Origin of the sequence: Aureimonas sp. N4, assembly GCF_001463925.1 — a bacterium.
Lineage (GTDB): Bacteria > Pseudomonadota > Alphaproteobacteria > Rhizobiales > Rhizobiaceae > Aureimonas > Aureimonas ureilytica_A.
The window spans coordinates 14,478-31,291 of the sequence record NZ_BBWS01000022.1 but is presented as its reverse complement, the minus strand read 5'-3'; the positions used below and the strand labels follow the sequence as shown (position 1 = coordinate 31,291).

At 64.3% G+C, this 16,814-nt stretch carries 18 protein-coding genes; 11 read left to right on the top strand and 7 right to left on the bottom strand.

The features are described from left to right. The first annotated feature begins 13 nt into the window (after nucleotides 1–13). Nucleotides 14–1,432: an ATP-binding protein gene (locus AUL28_RS07060; protein ID WP_244493435.1), complete on the top strand. Its 1,419-nt coding sequence runs from the start codon at nucleotides 14–16 to the stop codon at nucleotides 1,430–1,432. Nucleotides 1,433–1,450: 18 nt separating this feature from the next. Here AUL28_RS07060 and AUL28_RS07055 read toward each other — a convergent pair whose 3' ends face one another. From AUL28_RS07055 to AUL28_RS07040, 4 genes are all read right to left on the bottom strand, one after another. Further along, a complete protein-coding gene (locus AUL28_RS07055) occupies nucleotides 1,451–1,810 on the bottom strand; it encodes a tRNA-binding protein (protein WP_062231224.1) in 360 nt (119 codons plus the stop codon). Beyond that, complete coding sequence (proC, locus tag AUL28_RS07050; RefSeq protein WP_062231222.1) at nucleotides 1,807–2,631, bottom strand: pyrroline-5-carboxylate reductase; 825 nt, start codon at nucleotides 2,629–2,631, stop codon at nucleotides 1,807–1,809. Before proC ends, AUL28_RS07055 begins: the two co-directional genes overlap by 4 nt. Then, the gene (locus AUL28_RS07045) at nucleotides 2,632–3,132 is read right to left on the bottom strand and encodes a YbjN domain-containing protein (RefSeq protein WP_062231304.1); all 501 of its coding nucleotides are present in this window, start codon (nucleotides 3,130–3,132) and stop codon (nucleotides 2,632–2,634) included. It abuts the gene before it with no gap. 466 nt (nucleotides 3,133–3,598) lie between these two features. Next, a complete protein-coding gene (locus tag AUL28_RS07040) occupies nucleotides 3,599–3,886 on the bottom strand; it encodes an accessory factor UbiK family protein (protein ID WP_058602265.1) in 288 nt (95 codons plus the stop codon). 146 nt (nucleotides 3,887–4,032) lie between these two features. On the opposite strand from AUL28_RS07040, the gene lgt reads away from it, so the two are divergent. From lgt to AUL28_RS07015, 5 genes are all read left to right on the top strand, one after another. Beyond that, nucleotides 4,033–4,902: a prolipoprotein diacylglyceryl transferase gene (gene lgt / locus AUL28_RS07035; protein ID WP_062231220.1), complete on the top strand. Its 870-nt coding sequence runs from the start codon at nucleotides 4,033–4,035 to the stop codon at nucleotides 4,900–4,902. After that, nucleotides 4,899–5,987, top strand: a complete 1,089-nt coding sequence (locus tag AUL28_RS07030) for a class I SAM-dependent methyltransferase (RefSeq protein ID WP_062231219.1) — start codon at nucleotides 4,899–4,901, stop codon at nucleotides 5,985–5,987. The genes lgt and AUL28_RS07030 overlap by 4 nt, the downstream gene beginning before the upstream one ends. A 47-nt stretch (nucleotides 5,988–6,034) precedes the next feature. Continuing rightward, nucleotides 6,035–6,835, top strand: a complete 801-nt coding sequence (gene pgeF, locus AUL28_RS07025; protein WP_062231302.1) for a peptidoglycan editing factor PgeF — start codon at nucleotides 6,035–6,037, stop codon at nucleotides 6,833–6,835. Between the two features lie 29 nt (nucleotides 6,836–6,864). Beyond that, a complete protein-coding gene (locus tag AUL28_RS07020) occupies nucleotides 6,865–8,016 on the top strand; it encodes a M24 family metallopeptidase (protein ID WP_062231217.1) in 1,152 nt (383 codons plus the stop codon). 172 nt (nucleotides 8,017–8,188) lie between these two features. Then, on the top strand, nucleotides 8,189–9,121 hold the full coding sequence (locus tag AUL28_RS07015; RefSeq protein ID WP_058602261.1) for a ribose-phosphate pyrophosphokinase: 933 nt from the start codon (nucleotides 8,189–8,191) through the stop codon (nucleotides 9,119–9,121). Between the two features lie 65 nt (nucleotides 9,122–9,186). Here AUL28_RS07015 and AUL28_RS07010 read toward each other — a convergent pair whose 3' ends face one another. Then, complete coding sequence (locus AUL28_RS07010; RefSeq protein ID WP_062231215.1) at nucleotides 9,187–9,888, bottom strand: HAD family hydrolase; 702 nt, start codon at nucleotides 9,886–9,888, stop codon at nucleotides 9,187–9,189. Between the two features lie 233 nt (nucleotides 9,889–10,121). Here AUL28_RS07010 and AUL28_RS07005 point away from each other — a divergent pair, with 233 nt between their 5' ends. The 5 genes from AUL28_RS07005 (at nucleotide 10,122) to AUL28_RS06985 (ending at nucleotide 13,898) form a co-directional block, all read left to right on the top strand. Beyond that, nucleotides 10,122–10,742 carry a 50S ribosomal protein L25/general stress protein Ctc gene (locus tag AUL28_RS07005; protein WP_058602259.1) on the top strand — a complete coding sequence of 207 codons (621 nt, stop codon included), beginning with the start codon at nucleotides 10,122–10,124 and terminating at the stop codon, nucleotides 10,740–10,742. A gap of 94 nt (nucleotides 10,743–10,836) precedes the next feature. After that, on the top strand, nucleotides 10,837–11,565 hold the full coding sequence (pth, locus tag AUL28_RS07000) for an aminoacyl-tRNA hydrolase (RefSeq protein ID WP_062231213.1): 729 nt from the start codon (nucleotides 10,837–10,839) through the stop codon (nucleotides 11,563–11,565). Nucleotides 11,566–11,639: 74 nt separating this feature from the next. Further along, the gene (ychF, locus tag AUL28_RS06995) at nucleotides 11,640–12,743 is read left to right on the top strand and encodes a redox-regulated ATPase YchF (RefSeq protein ID WP_058602257.1); all 1,104 of its coding nucleotides are present in this window, start codon (nucleotides 11,640–11,642) and stop codon (nucleotides 12,741–12,743) included. Between the two features lie 262 nt (nucleotides 12,744–13,005). Beyond that, nucleotides 13,006–13,485: a MaoC family dehydratase gene (locus tag AUL28_RS06990; protein WP_062231211.1), complete on the top strand. Its 480-nt coding sequence runs from the start codon at nucleotides 13,006–13,008 to the stop codon at nucleotides 13,483–13,485. Then, the gene (locus AUL28_RS06985) at nucleotides 13,482–13,898 is read left to right on the top strand and encodes a hypothetical protein (protein ID WP_062231209.1); all 417 of its coding nucleotides are present in this window, start codon (nucleotides 13,482–13,484) and stop codon (nucleotides 13,896–13,898) included. The genes AUL28_RS06990 and AUL28_RS06985 overlap by 4 nt, the downstream gene beginning before the upstream one ends. 3 nt (nucleotides 13,899–13,901) lie before the next feature. Here the strand turns inward: AUL28_RS06985 and AUL28_RS06980 are convergent, their stop codons facing one another. Then, nucleotides 13,902–15,716 (bottom strand): GGDEF domain-containing protein, encoded by a 1,815-nt coding sequence (locus AUL28_RS06980; protein ID WP_062231208.1) that lies wholly within the window; start codon nucleotides 15,714–15,716, stop codon nucleotides 13,902–13,904. Between the two features lie 138 nt (nucleotides 15,717–15,854). Then, nucleotides 15,855–16,802, bottom strand: coding sequence for a cytochrome c1 (locus AUL28_RS06975; RefSeq protein ID WP_062231300.1), 948 nt, complete (start codon nucleotides 16,800–16,802; stop codon nucleotides 15,855–15,857). Nucleotides 16,803–16,814 lie beyond the last annotated feature (12 nt).

The following is a 16,814-nucleotide window of genomic DNA, read 5'->3' as shown; positions in this document are numbered from 1 at the left end:
GAGCTTCGGCGCGATGACGCTGTTCGAGCGCTGGCGCACGGAGCGGTGGCCCTCCCTGCCCGGCCTGAGCTTTTTGAAGAAGCCCCGCATCTGGCGCGGACCCTTTCGGCACGTGCCGCGCTTCGTCTCGCGCCGCACGCCCAAGGGCCTTTATGCGCGCTCGCTGATCATCATCATCGCACCCATGGTGCTGCTGCAATCCGTCCTGGCCTTCGTCTTCATGGAGCGGCACTGGCAGACGGTGACGCAGCGCCTATCCACCGCCGTGGTGCAGGACATCGCGGCGATCATCGATATTATCGATCAATACCCGCAAGACCCGGAATTTCTGACCATCAACCGGATCGCTCGGGAAAGGCTGGGATTGAACGTCCTCGTCCTGCCGCCCGAGCCCCTGCCCCCACCGGCGCCCAAGCCCTTCTTCAATATTCTCGACAGCATTCTGTCGGAGGAGCTGACGCGCCAGATCGGGCGTCCCTTCTGGATCGACTCCGTGGGCGAGTCGCGCATCCTCGAAATCCGCATTCAGCTGCCGCATCATCTCCTGCGCGTCTTCGCGCCGCGAAACTCGGCCTATGCGTCGAACACTCATATCTTCCTGGTCTGGATGGTCGGGACGTCGGCGGTGCTTCTGCTGATCGCCATTCTGTTCCTCCGCAACCAGATCCGGCCCATTCAGAAGCTGGCTCAGGCCGCCGAGGGGTTCGGGCGCGGGCTTCCGATGCCCGAGAATTTTCGAGTGCGAGGCGCGTCGGAAGTGCGCCGCGCCTCGGTCGCCTTCATCCAGATGCGAGACCGGATCGAGCGTCAGATCGAGCAGCGCACGCAGATGCTCAACGGCGTCAGCCACGACCTTCGCACCGTTCTCACCCGCTTCCGGCTTCAGCTCGCCTTGCTCGATGAAAACGAGGACCGGCAAGAACTCGAGCAGGACGTCGACGAGATGGGTCGAATGCTCGAAGGCTATCTCGCCTTTGCCAAGGGAGAAGCGGGCGAGGATGTGGGCGAACTCGACCTGGAGCGGCTTTTCGCGCGTTTCGAAAGCGAAGCTGCGCTGAAGGAGCGCTTGATCGAAACCGACATCCTGGGCGATCCGCTGATCACCGTTCGGCCGGACTCGTTCACTCGCCTCATCGGCAATCTCGTGGCCAATGCCATGCGGCATGGAACGCGGGTGCGTCTGACCGCCCGGCATGACGACCGCTGGCTGACGATCTCCGTCGAGGATGACGGGCCGGGCATTCCGGCCGATCGGCGCGAGGACGTGTTCAAACCCTTCGTTCGGCTGGACGAGGCGCGCAATATCGACGCGGGCGGCACGGGCCTTGGCCTCGCGATCGCCCGAGACATCGCCCGCAGCCACGGCGGCGACATCCTCTTGTCCGAATCCACACTGGGCGGACTCAAAGCCATGGTGCGCCTTCCCGTCTGACGGGATGGCGCGCCCTGATCAGAAAAGACGGCCGCCGTTCGGCACGGGATGGCTGAGGGCGGCGAGCACGACATGTCCGTCCGCATCGGGGAAACCCAGCGTCAGCACTTCGGAACGCATTGGCCCGATCTGACGGGGCGGGAAGTTGACGACCGCCATGACCTGACGCCCGACCAACTCGTCCGGGCTATGGCGTACCGTGATCTGCGCCGACGACTTCTTCTGCCCGATCTCGGGTCCGAAATCGATCAGGAGGCGGAAAGCAGGCTTGCGAGCCTCGGGAAAGGGCTCGGCCGAGACGATCGTCCCGACGCGAATATCCACCTTCTCGAAATCGCCGTAGGTGATGGATGCGGAGGGCGTGCTGGCGTCACTCATCCCTGCGCCAACTCTTCGGCGCGCGTTTTCGCGGCGGCGACGGCGCGCGTGAGAAGCGGACCGAACCCATCGTCGGCCATCAGAACTTTCAAGGCCGCCTCCGTGGTGCCCTTGGGCGAGGTCACGTTGCGGCGAAGCTGGGCCGGCTCGTCCGTAGAGCGGATCATCAGCTCGCCTGCCCCGGCCACGGTATGGCGCGCGAGGCGCATCGCGAGCGAGGGTTCGAGACCGGCCGCAACGCCCGCTTCCGCCAAAGCTTCGGCCAGCAGGAAGACATAGGCCGGCCCGCTGCCGGACACGGCCGTCACCATGTCGATCTCGGCTTCGCCAGGCAGCCATTCCACCGGGCCGCTGGCGGAGAGAAGTCGGTCGGCCAGAGCGCGCTTGCTCTCGTCCACGCGAGCATTGGCAAAGGCGCCCGTGATGCCCCGACCGATCAGCGCGGGCGTATTGGGCATGGCACGAACCACGGGATGTGCGCCGAGCAGGCCTTCGATGGAGGCGACGGTGCGACCGGCCGCCACCGAAATCAGCAGCGTTTCCGTGCCGACAGCCGCGCCCAGCTGAGAGGCCGCCTCGTCCAGCATCTGAGGTTTGACGGCGAGGACGATCACATCCTGCACCTCGTCCGGCGCGGAGGTTCGATGGTGGACACCCGCTTCGAAGAGTTCCGCCAAAGCGTCGTTCGGGCGAGGATCGACCACAGTGACGCTGGCGGGGTCGAGCCCGGCCGCGATCCAACCGCGCAGCATCGCGCCGCCCATATTGCCGCCGCCAAGCAGCGTCAGCCGCCCTGCCGAAAAACCACTCGTCTGACTCATTCAGGCATTACCCACTGTATCGAACACTGCGCAGGCTAGGGCACCTTCGGCATCGCGGTCCGCCCAGAGCACGAACTGGAAGGCCTGATAATAGCGCTCGCACGCCTGCAAGGCGGCGGCGAGAAGCCGCTCGGCCTGCTGGCCCGTCGGCTGCGCGCCGCCCGGCAGAAGCATGGTGTGGCGGAACATGACCGCGCCTTCGGACGGCCAGAGATCGAAATGGCCGAGCAATTGCTGCTCGTTGATCTTGGCGAGAAGACGCAGCACCTCGCCCTCGCGGCGGGCCGGCACCTTCATAGAAAATGCACAACCAAGGTGTAGGACTTCCGCGTCCTCCATCCACGAGAAGGATACGGCGTAGTCCGACCAGACGCCCGCGACGGAGACTTCGATCTCATTGTCGCAGGGGCGCTCGAAGGCCCATTCGCGCAGCGCCGCGACATGCTCGATCACGTCCACCGGATTGGTGTGACGTCTCGGTTCCCATTCCGCGAGTTGCATTTCATTCCCCACAAGCCGCACCCGATGCGGGATCGGCAGGCGCCGCACGCGACCCGCCCTCCGCAAGACGCGTTCCTCGCACGCCCCGCTTCCGCATTCCGGCCGATCCGCCGCCGCGGCGAATCAACCTTATGAATCAGTGTATAGAGCGGGATTCCGGATGCCAGACGGCAGCGGGCATTTTAATCGTTTTCAAACGCCTTTCCCCATCCCTCGCCAGACGGCGTGAAGCGTAAGCGACTCCCCGAAAAGCACTTTCCGATTCGCAAGCTGGCAGAGGGTTCGTTCAACAAATCTGTGCAAAGCCTGTGGATAAAATTCGAGAGGCTTTCCCCTTGGTTTTCACGAGACGGAAACAGGCTGCGCGCGACCGGAGGGCACGTGGGGAATGCCCCATGCGGCAACAAAAAAGGCGACCCGGATCGCCTCCGAATCGCCTCGCTCAAACTCGAACGGAGGGTCGCGCTTACATCGCGTCCGGCACGTCCGCCGGCTTCACGCCGCCGCCAAGCTTGGCTTCGAGATCGGCGATGCGCTTCTTCAGCGCCTCGTTCTCCATGCGCGCCTTGGCCGCCATTTCGCGCACGACCTCGAACTCCTCGCGCTGCACGAGGTCCATCTGGTTGATGAAGCGCTCACCCTGGGTGCGGAACACCGTCTCCATCTCGCGCCGCACGCCCTGGGCCGCGCCCGCAGCGTCCGTCATCATGCGGGCGAACTCGTCCAACATGCGGTTCGGTCCTCGGTTGGTCATGGCTGGCTCCGATGGCTGCAACTCACCTTGAGGTAGGCGGTCGGGCCGCGCTTGGCAATGGAGCCGGCATGGGTTGACCGTGACGGCACACCGTCGCACATCCTCCCCGCGCGTGCCCTGTCATGCAGCTTTGAGGATACCGCCCTATGCTGAGCCAAGCCGCCTTTGGCGTCCTGACCTATCCCGCGATCGATCCCGTCTTTCTTCAGATCGGGCCGATCGCGCTGCGCTGGTATGGGCTCGCCTATGTCGCGGGCATCCTGTGCGGCTGGATGTACGGCCGATATCTCGTTTCGACGCCGCGCCTCTGGCCGAATGGCGTCTCTCCTATCACCAAGACGCAGATCGACGACTTCATCGTGTGGATCACGATCGGCATCGTCGCCGGCGGGCGTCTCGGCTCGATCTTCTTCTATGATTTCGCGCGCATCGCGGAAGACCCGCTCTCGGCCTTCCGCATCTGGGAGGGCGGCATGTCCTTCCATGGCGGGTTGATCGGCGTGACGATCGCCATGCTCCTCTTCTGCCGCACGCAGAAAGTGCCCTTTTTCTCTCTCGTCGATGTGGTTGCGGCCTCGGTGCCCTTCGGTCTGTTTTTCGGGCGCATCGCCAATTTCATCAATGGCGAGTTGTGGGGCGCACCGACGGATGTGGCCTGGGCCATGGTGTTTCCGCACGCCGGGCCGGAACCGCGCCATCCCAGCCAACTCTATGAAGCGGCGTTGGAGGGCATCGTGCTTTTCCTCGCGCTGCGCTTCGTGACACACGGACTGAAGGGCCTCGGCCGCCCGCGCCTGACGGCGGGCGTCTTCATCTTCCTGTATGGCTGCGCGCGCATCTTCGTGGAATTCTTCCGAATGCCGGACGTACAGCTCGGCTATCTCCTGGGAACGAGCTGGGTGACCATGGGCATGATCCTGTCGATCCCCATGCTGCTCGTCGGAATCTGGGCCGTTCTCACCGCCAAGCCGCGCGCCTATGAGCCGCGCGGCGACGCCGAACCGAGCCGCGTTTGACGCCGCTCGACCGGCGCATTCGCGAGGAGATCGCAGCGAGCGGGCCGATGCGGCTCGACCGGTTCTGGAACATCGCGCTGTTCGACCGCGAGCATGGCTATTACGCGACGCGCGACCCGTTCGGCGCGGGCGGCGATTTTGTGACCGCGCCCGAGGTCAGCCAGATGTTCGGCGAATTGATCGGCGCATGGCTCGTTGCCGCATGGCGGGAACTCGGACGCCCCTCGCCCTTCGTGCTCTGCGAGGTCGGACCGGGGCGCGGAACGCTGCTTCACGACATGCTGCGCAGCATCCGCCAGATCGACCCCGATATGCTGCGGGCGGCGCGGGTGCGGATCGTGGAAACCAGCGATCGTCTGGCCGCGCTGCAGATCGAGCGTGTGTCGCGCTTCGACCTGCCGATCGCGCGGCATCGCCGGATCCAAGAGCTGGATCGCCTGCCGCTGCTTCTCGTCGGGAACGAGCTTCTGGATGCGATCGCCATTCGTCAGCTCCGTTTTACAGATGGCGCATGGCGCGAGCGGGAAATCGGTTTGGCGGATGGCGCTTTGGTCGTGTGTGACGGCGCAGCGCTGCGGGCCGTGCCCGCGTCGCTAGCCGCCCTCGGGCGGCCCGAAGAAGGCGCAGTGTTCGAGTTTTCGCCCGAACGCGACGGCTTTATCGGCACCCTCGCCGGGCATATCGCGAGCCAAAACGGCGCGGCGCTGCTGATCGATTACGGCCACGTCGCGACTGGTTTCGGCGATACGCTTCAGGCTTTGCGCCGCCACCGCTTCGCTTCCTCGTTGGAGGCGGTGGGCGAAGCCGACATCACCAGCCATGTGGATTTCGAGCGTGTGCTGGCGCTTGGATCTGCGCTTGGGGTTGCCCATGTGGGCGCGATGACGCAAGGGGCCTTTCTTCTGGCGCTCGGCCTTTTGGAGCGCGCGGGCGCGCTGGGGTCCACCATGGACGAGGCAGGGCAGCGCGAATTGACGGCGGCCGTGCATCGGCTGGCGGGCAACGGGCCGGGTGATATGGGCGATCTGTTCAAGGTCGCGGCGCTCTCCAGCGCCCCCCTCTCCCTCCCTCCTTTTCGCATTTGAGGAGAGTTTGATTGACTCCCACGTCCCCCTCGCCCACCATCTCCGACATGTCCGGTCGCACCACCTCCTCAGCCGCCCTGCGGCCCGACGACGTTCTTCAGGCGGACGCGTTCTCGCGCTGCCAAGTCCATCATGCCTTCTTCACACGCTCGGGCGGCGTCTCCAAGGGCATCTATCGCGGCTTGAATGTCGGGGTCGGCTCGAACGACGATCCTGACGCCGTGCAGGAGAATCGCCAGAAAGCCGCCGCGTTTCTGGGCTTGGCCGATGGCGTGATCGCGACGCCCTGGCAGGTTCATTCGCCCGATGTGGCAGTCGTGACGGAACCGTTCGGCACCGAGCGGCCGAAGGCCGACGCCGTGGTAACGAATGTCGCCGGATTACCGATTGGGGTCGTGACGGCTGACTGTGGGCCTGTGCTTTTCGCGGACGCGGAAGCCGGCGTGATCGGGGCGGCCCATGCGGGCTGGCGCGGTGCTCTCGGCGGTGTTCTGGATCGCACGCTGGAGGCGATGGAAGGGCTCGGCGCGCGGCGCGATCGGATCATCGCCGTGTTGGGACCGACCATCACGCAGCCGAACTACGAGGTCGACGCCTCGATGATGGCTCCCTTCCTGGAAGAAGACCCTGCCAGCGAGCGCTTCTTCGCGCCGGGCCGAACGGCAGACAAGCGCCAGTTCGATCTCCCCGGATATATCGTCGCGCGGCTGACGCACCTTGGCGCGCAAGCGTCCTTCGTCGGTGCCTGCACCTATGCCGACGAGAACCGCTTCTTCTCGTTTCGCCGCACCACCCATCGCGGCGAGCCGGACTATGGTCGCCAGCTCTCGGCCATCACCCTCGCCTGACCCGCTCCCTCAGCCCTTGAGCGAGATCCATGCTGCATTTTTCGCCTGACGAATTCGCAAACCGCCGCGCCCGCCTCCAGGCCGAGATGGCGGAGCGCAAGCTCGACGCGCTGCTCTTGTTCGCACAGGACTCGATGTATTGGCTGACAGGCTATGACACCTTCGGCTTCTGCTTCTTTCAGTGCCTCGTCGTGAAGGCCGATGGCGAGATGCGCCTTCTCACGCGCTCCGCCGATCTGCGGCAGGCGCGTCAGACCTCCAATATCGAGACGATCGTGCTCTGGCGCGATCGCGGCGGCGCGAACCCGGCGATCGAGCTTCGCGATATCATGGACGATATGGGCCTGCTCGGCGCGCGGATCGGCGTCGAATGGGCGACCCATGGCCTGACCGCCGCGAATGGCCGCCTGGTCGAGGAAAAACTCGCCTCCTTCGGCACGCTGACCGAGGCGTCGGACCTCGTGCCTGCCCTGCGCCTGATCAAGAGCGACGCCGAGATTGCTCTGATCCGCGACGCCGCGCGCATGGGCGACGACGCGTTCGAAGAGATGCTGCCGCTGGTGCGCGAGGGCGCGGACGAATCCGCCCTGCTCCATGCGCTGCAAGGCTCCATTCTCCGTGCCGGCGGCGACTATCCCGCCAATCCCTTCGTTCTCGGCTCGGGCGAGGATGCGCTTCTGTGCCGCTATCGCTCTGGTCGCCGCACGCTCGGTGCGCAGGACCAGTTGACCGTGGAATGGTCGGGCGTTCGGGCCCATTACCATGCGCCCGCGATGCGCACCGTGATCGTCGGCCGTCCGCTGATCCGGCATGAGGAATTGTGGACCGCAGCACGGGAAGGCCTCAGCGCCGTGGAAGAGGCGATGCGGCCCGGCCAGAGTTTCGGGGATGTGTTCGACGCTCACGCCCGCGTCATGGAAGAGCACGATCTCGTGCGTCACCGGCTATTGGCCTGCGGCTACTCTGTCGGCGCGCGCTTCGCGCCCTCCTGGATGGAGCCGCAGATGTTCGTCGCCGGCAATGCCGAGCCCATCCGGCCGGGCATGACGCTGTTCGCCCATATGATCATCATGGAGCCGGACAGCGGAACGGCCATGTCGCTCGGGCAGACCTATCTGACGACCGACGGCGCGCCCGAGACCCTGTCTCGCCTCCCGCTGGACCTCGCCTTCACGGCGTAAGCGTCAGAACCTTGGATTTCGAGGCGTTTGCCATAGGCTTTTCTTTTGCGTGCTCGAAGCTTGAATCTTTCCATGATCTTGCTAAGAGCGCCCTTATACAGGCGGCGTTCCTGCCGCCATCGACCGCGCCCTGCGGCTCGAAGCGACCCCTCATGAACGGGTGCGGGACACGATGAAATTATTTGTGGGCAACTCCAATCGCAGCCTCGCCGAGTCCATCGGCAAGTATCTGGAGCTGCCTCTCGGCCTCGCATCCGTCAAGCGCTTCGCCGACCAGGAAATCTTCGTCGAAATTCAGGAAAACGTGCGTGGCGAGGACTGTTTCGTCATTCAGTCCACGTCCTACCCCGCCAACGATCACCTGATGGAATTGCTCATCATGATCGACGCGCTGCGCCGGGCCTCGGCGCGTCGCATCACGGCGGTTCTGCCCTATTTCGGCTACGCACGGCAGGACCGAAAGGCGGGCGGGCGCACCCCGATCTCGGCCAAGCTCGTGGCCAATCTGATCACCGAAGCCGGTGCCGACCGCGTCATGACGATGGATCTCCATGCCGGGCAGATCCAGGGCTTCTTCGACATCCCGACCGACAATCTCTTCGCCGTGCCGCTGCTGGCGCGCGACATCAAGGAACATCTGGAGACGGACCATGTGATGGTCGTGTCGCCCGATGTCGGCGGCGTCGTGCGCGCCCGGGCGCTGGCCAAGCGCCTCGACGCGCCGCTCGCCATTGTGGACAAGCGCCGCGAGAAGCCCGGCGAGTCCGAGGTCATGAACATCATCGGTGACGTGAAGGGGCGTCACTGCATCCTGATCGACGACATCATCGATTCCGGCGGCACGCTCTGCAACGCGGCCGACGCCTTGATGGCGGCCGGCGCCAAGGGCGTCCGTGCCTATATCACGCATGGCGTTCTCTCGGGCGGCGCGGTGGCCCGCATCGCGGCGTCCAGCATCGAGGAACTCGTGATCACGGACTCGATCGAGCCCACCAAGGCGATCCGCGAAGCCCGCAACATCCGCGTCGTCACGATCGCAACCCTGCTCGGCGAGGCCATCTCGCGCACCACGACGGAACAGTCCGTCTCCTCGCTCTTCGACTGACGTCTCGCCGCCGAAGCGACACAGCTTCGGCATCGCGCGAAGGCCTGAGGGAGGGCTGAAAACCGTCAGCCCTCAATTGTTTCGATGAGGGCGGGCAGATCGGCCAGCCCCTCGATCCGCCGAAAGCGGGGCGCCTCCAGCGGCGCTTCGGCATGTTCGTATTCCCAGGTCAGCTCATGGGGCACGTGAACGCCCCAAGCGCCCGCCGCGAGCGCGGGCAGAACATCCGAGCGCAGTGAATTGCCGACCATCATGGCGCGCGCCGGGCCATCGCCATGCCGGGCGAAGACCTTGGCATAGGTCGCCTCGTTTTTGTCGGACACGATCTCGACGGCTTGGAAAAGCTCGCCGAGCCCCGACGCTGCCAGCTTTCGCTCCTGGTCGAACAGGTCGCCCTTGGTGATCAGAACGAGCCGATACCGCCCGGCCAGACGCTCCAGCGTCTCCGCAGCCTCTGCGAGGGGCTCCACGGGGTGGCGCGCCATCTCGCGCCCGAAAGTCAGAATGTCGCGAACAAGTCTCGCAGGGGCGTCGTTGTCGGTCAACTCCAGAGCGGTCTCGATCATCGAAAGGGTGAAACCCTTGATGCCGAAACCATAGAATTGGAGATTGCGCTTTTCGGTCTCCAGCAATCGGGCGCGAATGCTCGGCAGATCGCCGTGCTCGGCCAGCAGAGCGGCGAAGCGCTCCTCGGTCAGCCGGAAGAACGTCTCGTTCTGCCAGAGCGTATCGTCCGCGTCGAAGCCGATCGTGGTGAGATGAGTCATGGAAAGCGAGGCCGAAGAGATTGAGACGAGAAGCGTAGCCGCGCGCCTCCTCCCTCGCAAGACGCCCCGTTCTTGCGAAACCGGCCGCCCCGCGCTATAGGCACGGCGTCCGCGCGGACACCCTTGGAGGCAGCGCGGACGAAAAGCGGCCTGCCACGGCCGCTTTTCGTCGTTTCGGTCCGCAATGGCGGATACCGCCTCGACAACCTCTGAACAAACCAAAGGAACTCATCATGAGCGAGAGCTACACGGTCAAGGCCGAGCTGCGCGAGAAGGTCGGCAAGGGGGCCGCCAGGTATCTGCGCCGGAACAACATGGTTCCTGCCGTCATCTATGGCGACAAGCAGGACGCCCTCCCCATCGCGGTCCCCTACAAGGAGACCTTCCTCAAGCTGCACGCTGGCGGCTTCCTGACGACGGTCATCACGATCGACGTCGGTGGCAAGCAGATCAAGGTGCTGCCGAAGGACTACCAACTCGACGTCGTCAAGGACACGCTGACCCACGTCGACTACCTGCGCGTTTCCGACCGCACGCTGGTCACGGTCCGCATCCCCGTCCATTTCGAGAACGAAGACGCGGCGCCGGGCATCAAGGCCAAGAACGGCACGCTGAACGTCGTCCATCACGACATCGAAGTGCACTGCCCGGCCGAGGCGATCCCGGAAGGCTTCACGCTCGACGCGTCGAAGCTCGACATGGGTGACGCGCTCCATGCGTCGGATCTCAAGCTGCCCAAGGGCGTTTCGCTCTCCACCGACGAAGACTTCGTGATCGCCACGATCGTTCCTCCGATGAGCGAAGAAGCGGACGAAGCCGAAGCCGGCGAAGCGGAAGACACCGAAGAGAAGTAAGCCGTTTCGGCTTGCCATACGGCGCGGGCGGGACACTTCTCGCCCGCGCCGTCCGCTTGAACGCGCAAAGTCAAGGCGCGAGGGATCCCGCACTATGCTGTTGATGGTCGGATTGGGCAATCCTGGCCCGCAATACGAGGGAAACCGGCACAATATCGGTTTCATGGCGGTGGACGAGATCGCGAGAGCCTTCTCCTTCGGCCCCTGGACCAAGAAGTTTCACGGTGAGATCGCGGAAGGCATGATCGACGGCCGGAAGGTCATCCTGCTCAAGCCCCTCACCTTCATGAATGACAGCGGACGCTCCGTGCAGGCCGCCGCCAGCTTCTACAAGATCGCGCCCGCCGAGATCGTGGTGTTCCACGACGAGCTGGACCTGCCGCCCGGCAAGGTGCGCGTGAAGCTCGGTGGCGGACATGGCGGTCATAACGGCCTTCGCTCGATCGACGCGCTTCTCGGCAAGGAGTATCGCCGCGCGCGTCTCGGCATCGGCCATCCCGGCTCGAAGGAGCGGGTCAATCCGCATGTGCTCGGTGACTTCGCCAAAGTCGACCGCGAATGGCTGGAGCCGCTTCTCTCCGACATCGCGCGCCACGTCGGCGCTCTCGCCAAGGGCGAGGATGCGGTTTTCATGAACAAGCTCGCCTTGGCGACGGGTGGGTCGCAGGAGCCGGCCGGCGCGAAGGGCGCTGCACCCGTCAAGCCCGCAGTCCCCGTCAAAGGCCAGAGCCATATCCGGCAGGCCCGCCAAGGCGGCAAGCCCAGCCTCCCCGCGAGCGGCCCGATGGCGGGCATGTTGAAGAAGCTCTTCGGCGGGGACTGACAGTTTCGTAACGCAAATGCCCGCCCTCGCGGCGCGGCGATGGGCGCTGAATGCGCCCTTATCCAGGAGTGAGCATGGGCTTTCGCTGCGGCATCGTGGGTCTTCCGAACGTCGGCAAATCGACCCTCTTCAACGCCTTGACCAAGACCGCCGCCGCGCAGGCGGCCAATTATCCGTTCTGCACGATCGAGCCGAACACGGGCGATGTCGGCGTGCCCGACAAGCGCATGAGCGCCATCGCCAAGATCGGCAAGTCCGCACAGATCATTCCGACCCGCATCACCTTCGTCGATATCGCCGGCCTCGTGCGCGGCGCATCGAAGGGCGAAGGGCTCGGCAATCAGTTCCTCGCCAATATCCGCGAGGTGGACGCCATCGTCCACGTACTGCGCTGCTTCGAAGACGACGACATCACGCATGTCGAGGGCCGCATCAATCCGGTGGCCGACGCGGAGACGGTCGAGACCGAGCTGATGCTGTCGGACCTCGAAAGCCTGGAGCGCCGCATCGTCGGCGTGCGCAAGAAGGCGCAGGGCAAGGACAAGGAAGCCATGGCGCAGGTGCCGATCATGGAGGCCGTGCTCGCGCGCCTTCAGAACGGCGAGCCGGCGCGCGTTCTCCTGGCGAGCTTCGATGCCGAGGAAAGGCGCGAGTTGCGCAACCTCAACCTTCTGACCTCCAAGCCCGTTCTCTATGTCTGCAACGTGGCGGAAGCGGATGCGGCGACCGGCAACGAATATAGTCGCGCCGTGGATGAGATGGCGAAGAAGCAGGGCGCGCGCGCCGTGGTGATCTCGGCCGCGATCGAGGCGGAGATCGCCCAGCTCGGCGAAGACGAGGTCAGCGAATATCTGGAGGCCATGGGCCTGACGGAGCCCGGCCTCGACCGCCTGATTTCCGAAGGCTACGCGCTTCTCGACCTCATCACCTATTTCACGGTGGGGCCAAAGGAGACGCGCGCCTGGACGGTGAAGCGCGGCGCGAAAGCGCCAGCAGCGGCCGGCGTGATCCATACCGACTTCGAGAAGGGCTTCATTCGCGCCCAGACGATCGGCTACGACGACTTCGTGACGCTGGGCGGAGAAGTGGCCGCCAAGGAAGCCGGCAAAGCCCGCGACGAAGGCAAGGAATATGTCGTGCAGGACGGCGACATCATGATGTTCAAGTTCAACGTCTAATCGGGGCCGGTCTGCTCCCGTAGCGTTTCCGACCGAGGCAGCATCGCCTTGGCGTTCGACAACTCGGTGGCCCTAGGCTCGCTGTGACCTGTCCCACTTTTTTAAGAAGGCCGCGCCGTTTGGTGCGGCCTTTTGTGTTCGGGGTCGGCCGACCGGTGCTGGGTCGGGAGTGTAAACTGAACGTCAAAGAGACATGGCGACCGCCGCTCGCAACACATGATAAGAAAGTGCCGAGCGGCAGGGAGGGAGATCCTGCTGCATCATGGATGGGGAGGCCGCCAAAGTGCGCCATTACGAAGACTTCACGCCCGGCACGATATTTGCGCTCGGCCCCTACCCTGTGGAGCGCGAGGCGGTGCTCGCTTTCGCCGAAGCCTTCGATCCCCAACCCTTTCATCTCGACGAGGAAGTCGCCGCCCGTTCGCTTCTCGGCGGCCTGTCCGCGTCGGGCTGGCATAGCGCGGCGATGATGATGCGCATGATGTGCGACAGTTTCCTCCTGGACAGTACCTCGCAGGGCTCGCCGGGCATTTCAGAACTCAAATGGATCCGGCCCGTGCGCCCCGGATATATTCTGGTCGGCGAAGCGCAAGTGCTGGAGGCTCGCCGCTCTTCCACGCGGCCCGATCTCGGCATCTGCCGGATGCGCAACACGCTGCGGGAACAGAGTACGGGCGAGACGCTGCTGACCTGCGACTACGCCGTGATGCTGAAGGCCGCCGGGGCCGAAAGCGCCGGATGAGCGCGTTCGAGGCCATGGATATCGGGCGTGTCGATGATCTCGGGCGTGCTCGGTTCGACGGTGCGGAGGTCGCAGCCTTCTCAGCCGAGTTCGATCCGCTGACTCGTCCTCCCACCGTATCGCCACTGCATATCTGCGCGGCCTTCATGCGCTTGAATGTCGAGTTCCATCGACGCCAAGCCGCAGTCGGCGAGGCGTCGGTGTTCGGCCCCTCCCCCGGCGTCTCTGATATGATCTGGCACCGCCCCGTTCAGGCAGGGGAAACGCTCACCTATTTCCAGACGATACTCGACAAGCGCTCGGCCTCCCGCAGGCCGGGCTGGGGCATCGTGACCACCCGGATCGAAGCTCACGACGAGGCCGGAAAACTCGTCTTCGAGATGCGGGCTCGCGTTTATCTTCGGACCGACTGACGATCACCCACCGGACCGCCGCTTGGCATTCAGCGGATTGATGGTCGATGTTCTCGGCGCTCGGTCCGACCAAGTCGAAACGATGCGGTTGGTGATCCGCACGCGGTTTCGGCCAGCTTGTTTAGCGGCATAGAGGGCCTCGTCCGAATATTGATGGAGGCTGTTCCAGTCCAATTCGTCGCGCGTGGAGAAGGCGATTCCGAAGCTGGCGGTCACGCGAATGGGCTTCAGCCCGTCGCCGATCGCCACATCCGTCGCCTCGATACGGGCGCGCAGGCGTTCGGTCAGCATCTGCGTTTCGAACAGTTCGCCGTGCCAGAGAAGCACCACGAACTCTTCTCCCCCATAGCGTCCGACCAAACCGTTCAGACCGACTTCCGTGTCCAGAACGCGCGAGATGGCTTGGAGCACGAGATCCCCGCTCTTGTGGCCGAACGTGTCGTTGACCGCTTTGAAATGGTCGATATCCAAGGTCACGAGGGCGAGTTTCGTGCTCTGTGCCAAATGAGATGGAGGCCCGCTCTGACGCGCCGCATCGAAGCCCCGGCGGTTCAAAAGTCCCGTCAGCTCGTCCGTCACCGATAGGAGCCGGAGGCGCTCGGACAAGGCGGCGCGCTGCGTATCGGCCACGATCCTCTCCCGCTCGCGTTCCCGCAGGGTTTGGAGCGCTTGAAACAGGCTCTGCACCTGGGGCACGGACCCCGTATAGGGTTTCGTCTCGACCTCGCGCCGCTCGCTCACCGCGAGAATCTGATCGCGAAAGTCGAGAAGCGGGCGCAGGATCTGCCGGAGCGCGCTCCAGACCAGAAGCGGCAGGCCGAGGAGGATCAGGAGCGTCATCGCAAAACTCATGATCATGCGGACAAGCGCCTCTTGGTCGTGCGCCTTCGCCTTCTCGACCATTTTGGCGAGGTAGACGTCACGAAGTTCGGCGATCGAGTCGGCCGTGCCCTGATAGACTTCAAGAATTTGGGCGGCGGAGGGCGTGGCCTTCCAAACCCTGTAGGAGTTCAACTCGACCTGTCTCGTCAGATACGGCAGCCCGCGATTGAGATAGTCTCCCTGAATTCGGGCAATGAGCTGGCCGATATCGGCTTCATCGCGAGAAAATCCCAACTGGGGCTCACCAACGTCCCAGAGCGAGCGAATGCGCTGCGTGATGCGCTGCGCCTGCATCTGCGCATCGGTGGACAGGATCGCGCCGGTCGCAAGATAGGGCACCACTTCTGAAGGGAGCCTCAGCGCCGACTCGTACATCGATGCAAGCAGCCAGACCACCCCGACCTTGCCGCCGAGGTTGGGATCGGCCTTTTCGACGCGCCGGCACACAGCGACGATCATTGGCGCGATCGTTTCGGAGATGGACGACATGCCCCGAACGATCGAGACCTGAAGTCCGACCGGCCGTGCCGTCAGCGGCATAGACAAGAGCGAGTCCACCCGCGCGCGCTCGGCTTTCAAACGCATCCGCAGAAAATTGAAGTTGAGCTGCTGGTCGAGCCCAGTCGCCTTCGCTCGGTGTTCGAAACGGAGCAGCGCAGCGTCTGAATGCGCCCTCGACGTCGCGATGAGATCTGTCGCAAGACCATCCGTATTACGCGTGATCGACAACGCGGTTTCCAGAGGTCGTCGCTCTTCGGCGATCGCCACGGCCGCATCGAAGGCAAGGGAGAAGGTGGCCAGTTCCTCCAGACTCGCGTTCGCGCGTGCCCTCTGCTCGAAAGCCCCGGTCAGAGTCATGGCTCCGAGCGCGGTCGATGCCAGAACCAACGCCAGCATCCCCGCACGGAACAATTGGAGCGCATTGGGGCGGCGCATCAAAACCCTCCGAACGAACGATCGTCAGTTTGCAGAAGATCGGTAAACGAAGGGTAGAGACGAGCACCTTCCGTTGCGGATGCCCAATAAAAAAGGGGGCAAAGACGCCCCCTTCTTCGAAATGCCTCTGCGGCAGGATCAGTGCGGCGTTGCAGCCCAGATCCGCTTTTTGACAAGATACAACATCACCGCGAAACCGATCAGGAAGATCATGACCACGAAACCGGTCGCCTTACGGGCTACGAGATGGGGCTCGGCGGCCCACATCAGGAAGGCCGCGACGTCGCGGGCATATTGATCGACCGTCTGCGGCGCGCCGTCGTCGAAAGTAACCTGCCCGTCCGTCAGCGGCTGCGCCATGGCGAGGGCGGGACCCGAGATGAAGTACGGGTTGTAATGCGTGCCGGGCGCGATGGTGGTGTGTTCCGGAGGCGTTTGCCCATAACCGGTCAGAAGGCCATGGATGTAGTCCGGCCCCCCTTCGGCATATTGGGTGAAGATGTCGAAGACGAAATAGGGGAAGCCACGTTCGACAGCGCGCGCCTTGGCGATCAGCGACAGGTCGGGTGGATGAGCACCGCCCAGCGCCGCTGCCGCCGCTTCAGGGTTGGGGAAAGGCGCCGGCAAGCGGTCGGCGGGAATGCCCGGCCGCTGGAACATTTCGCCCTGCGCGTTCGGTGCCGGGTCCGTAACTTGATACTCGGCAGCCAGCGCGCGGATCTGCGCATCCGAATACCCCAACGCCGTGAGGTTGCGGAACGACACAAGGTTCATGGAATGGCAGGCCGAGCAGACCTCCTTGTAGATCTTGAGGCCACGCTGAAGCTGACCGAGATCCCAATGGCCGAGCGGACCCGCGAAACTCCAGCTCATATGCGGGGGTTTCTTGAGGGGATAATGCGGGGTTGCGTGTTCGGCACCTGCCGAACCTGCCTCGGCCGCCTCCGCACCGCGCCCGGATTCGGGAGCGGCACCCGGCGCCTTGCCCGCTTCGGCAGCGGGAGCAGGCTCCTGCGCCAGACTGACGATCGGCATGCTGGCGGTCAGCAGCAGAGCTGCGAGGAGCGCTGACAGACGTCTCTTCATGTTCGAACTCTC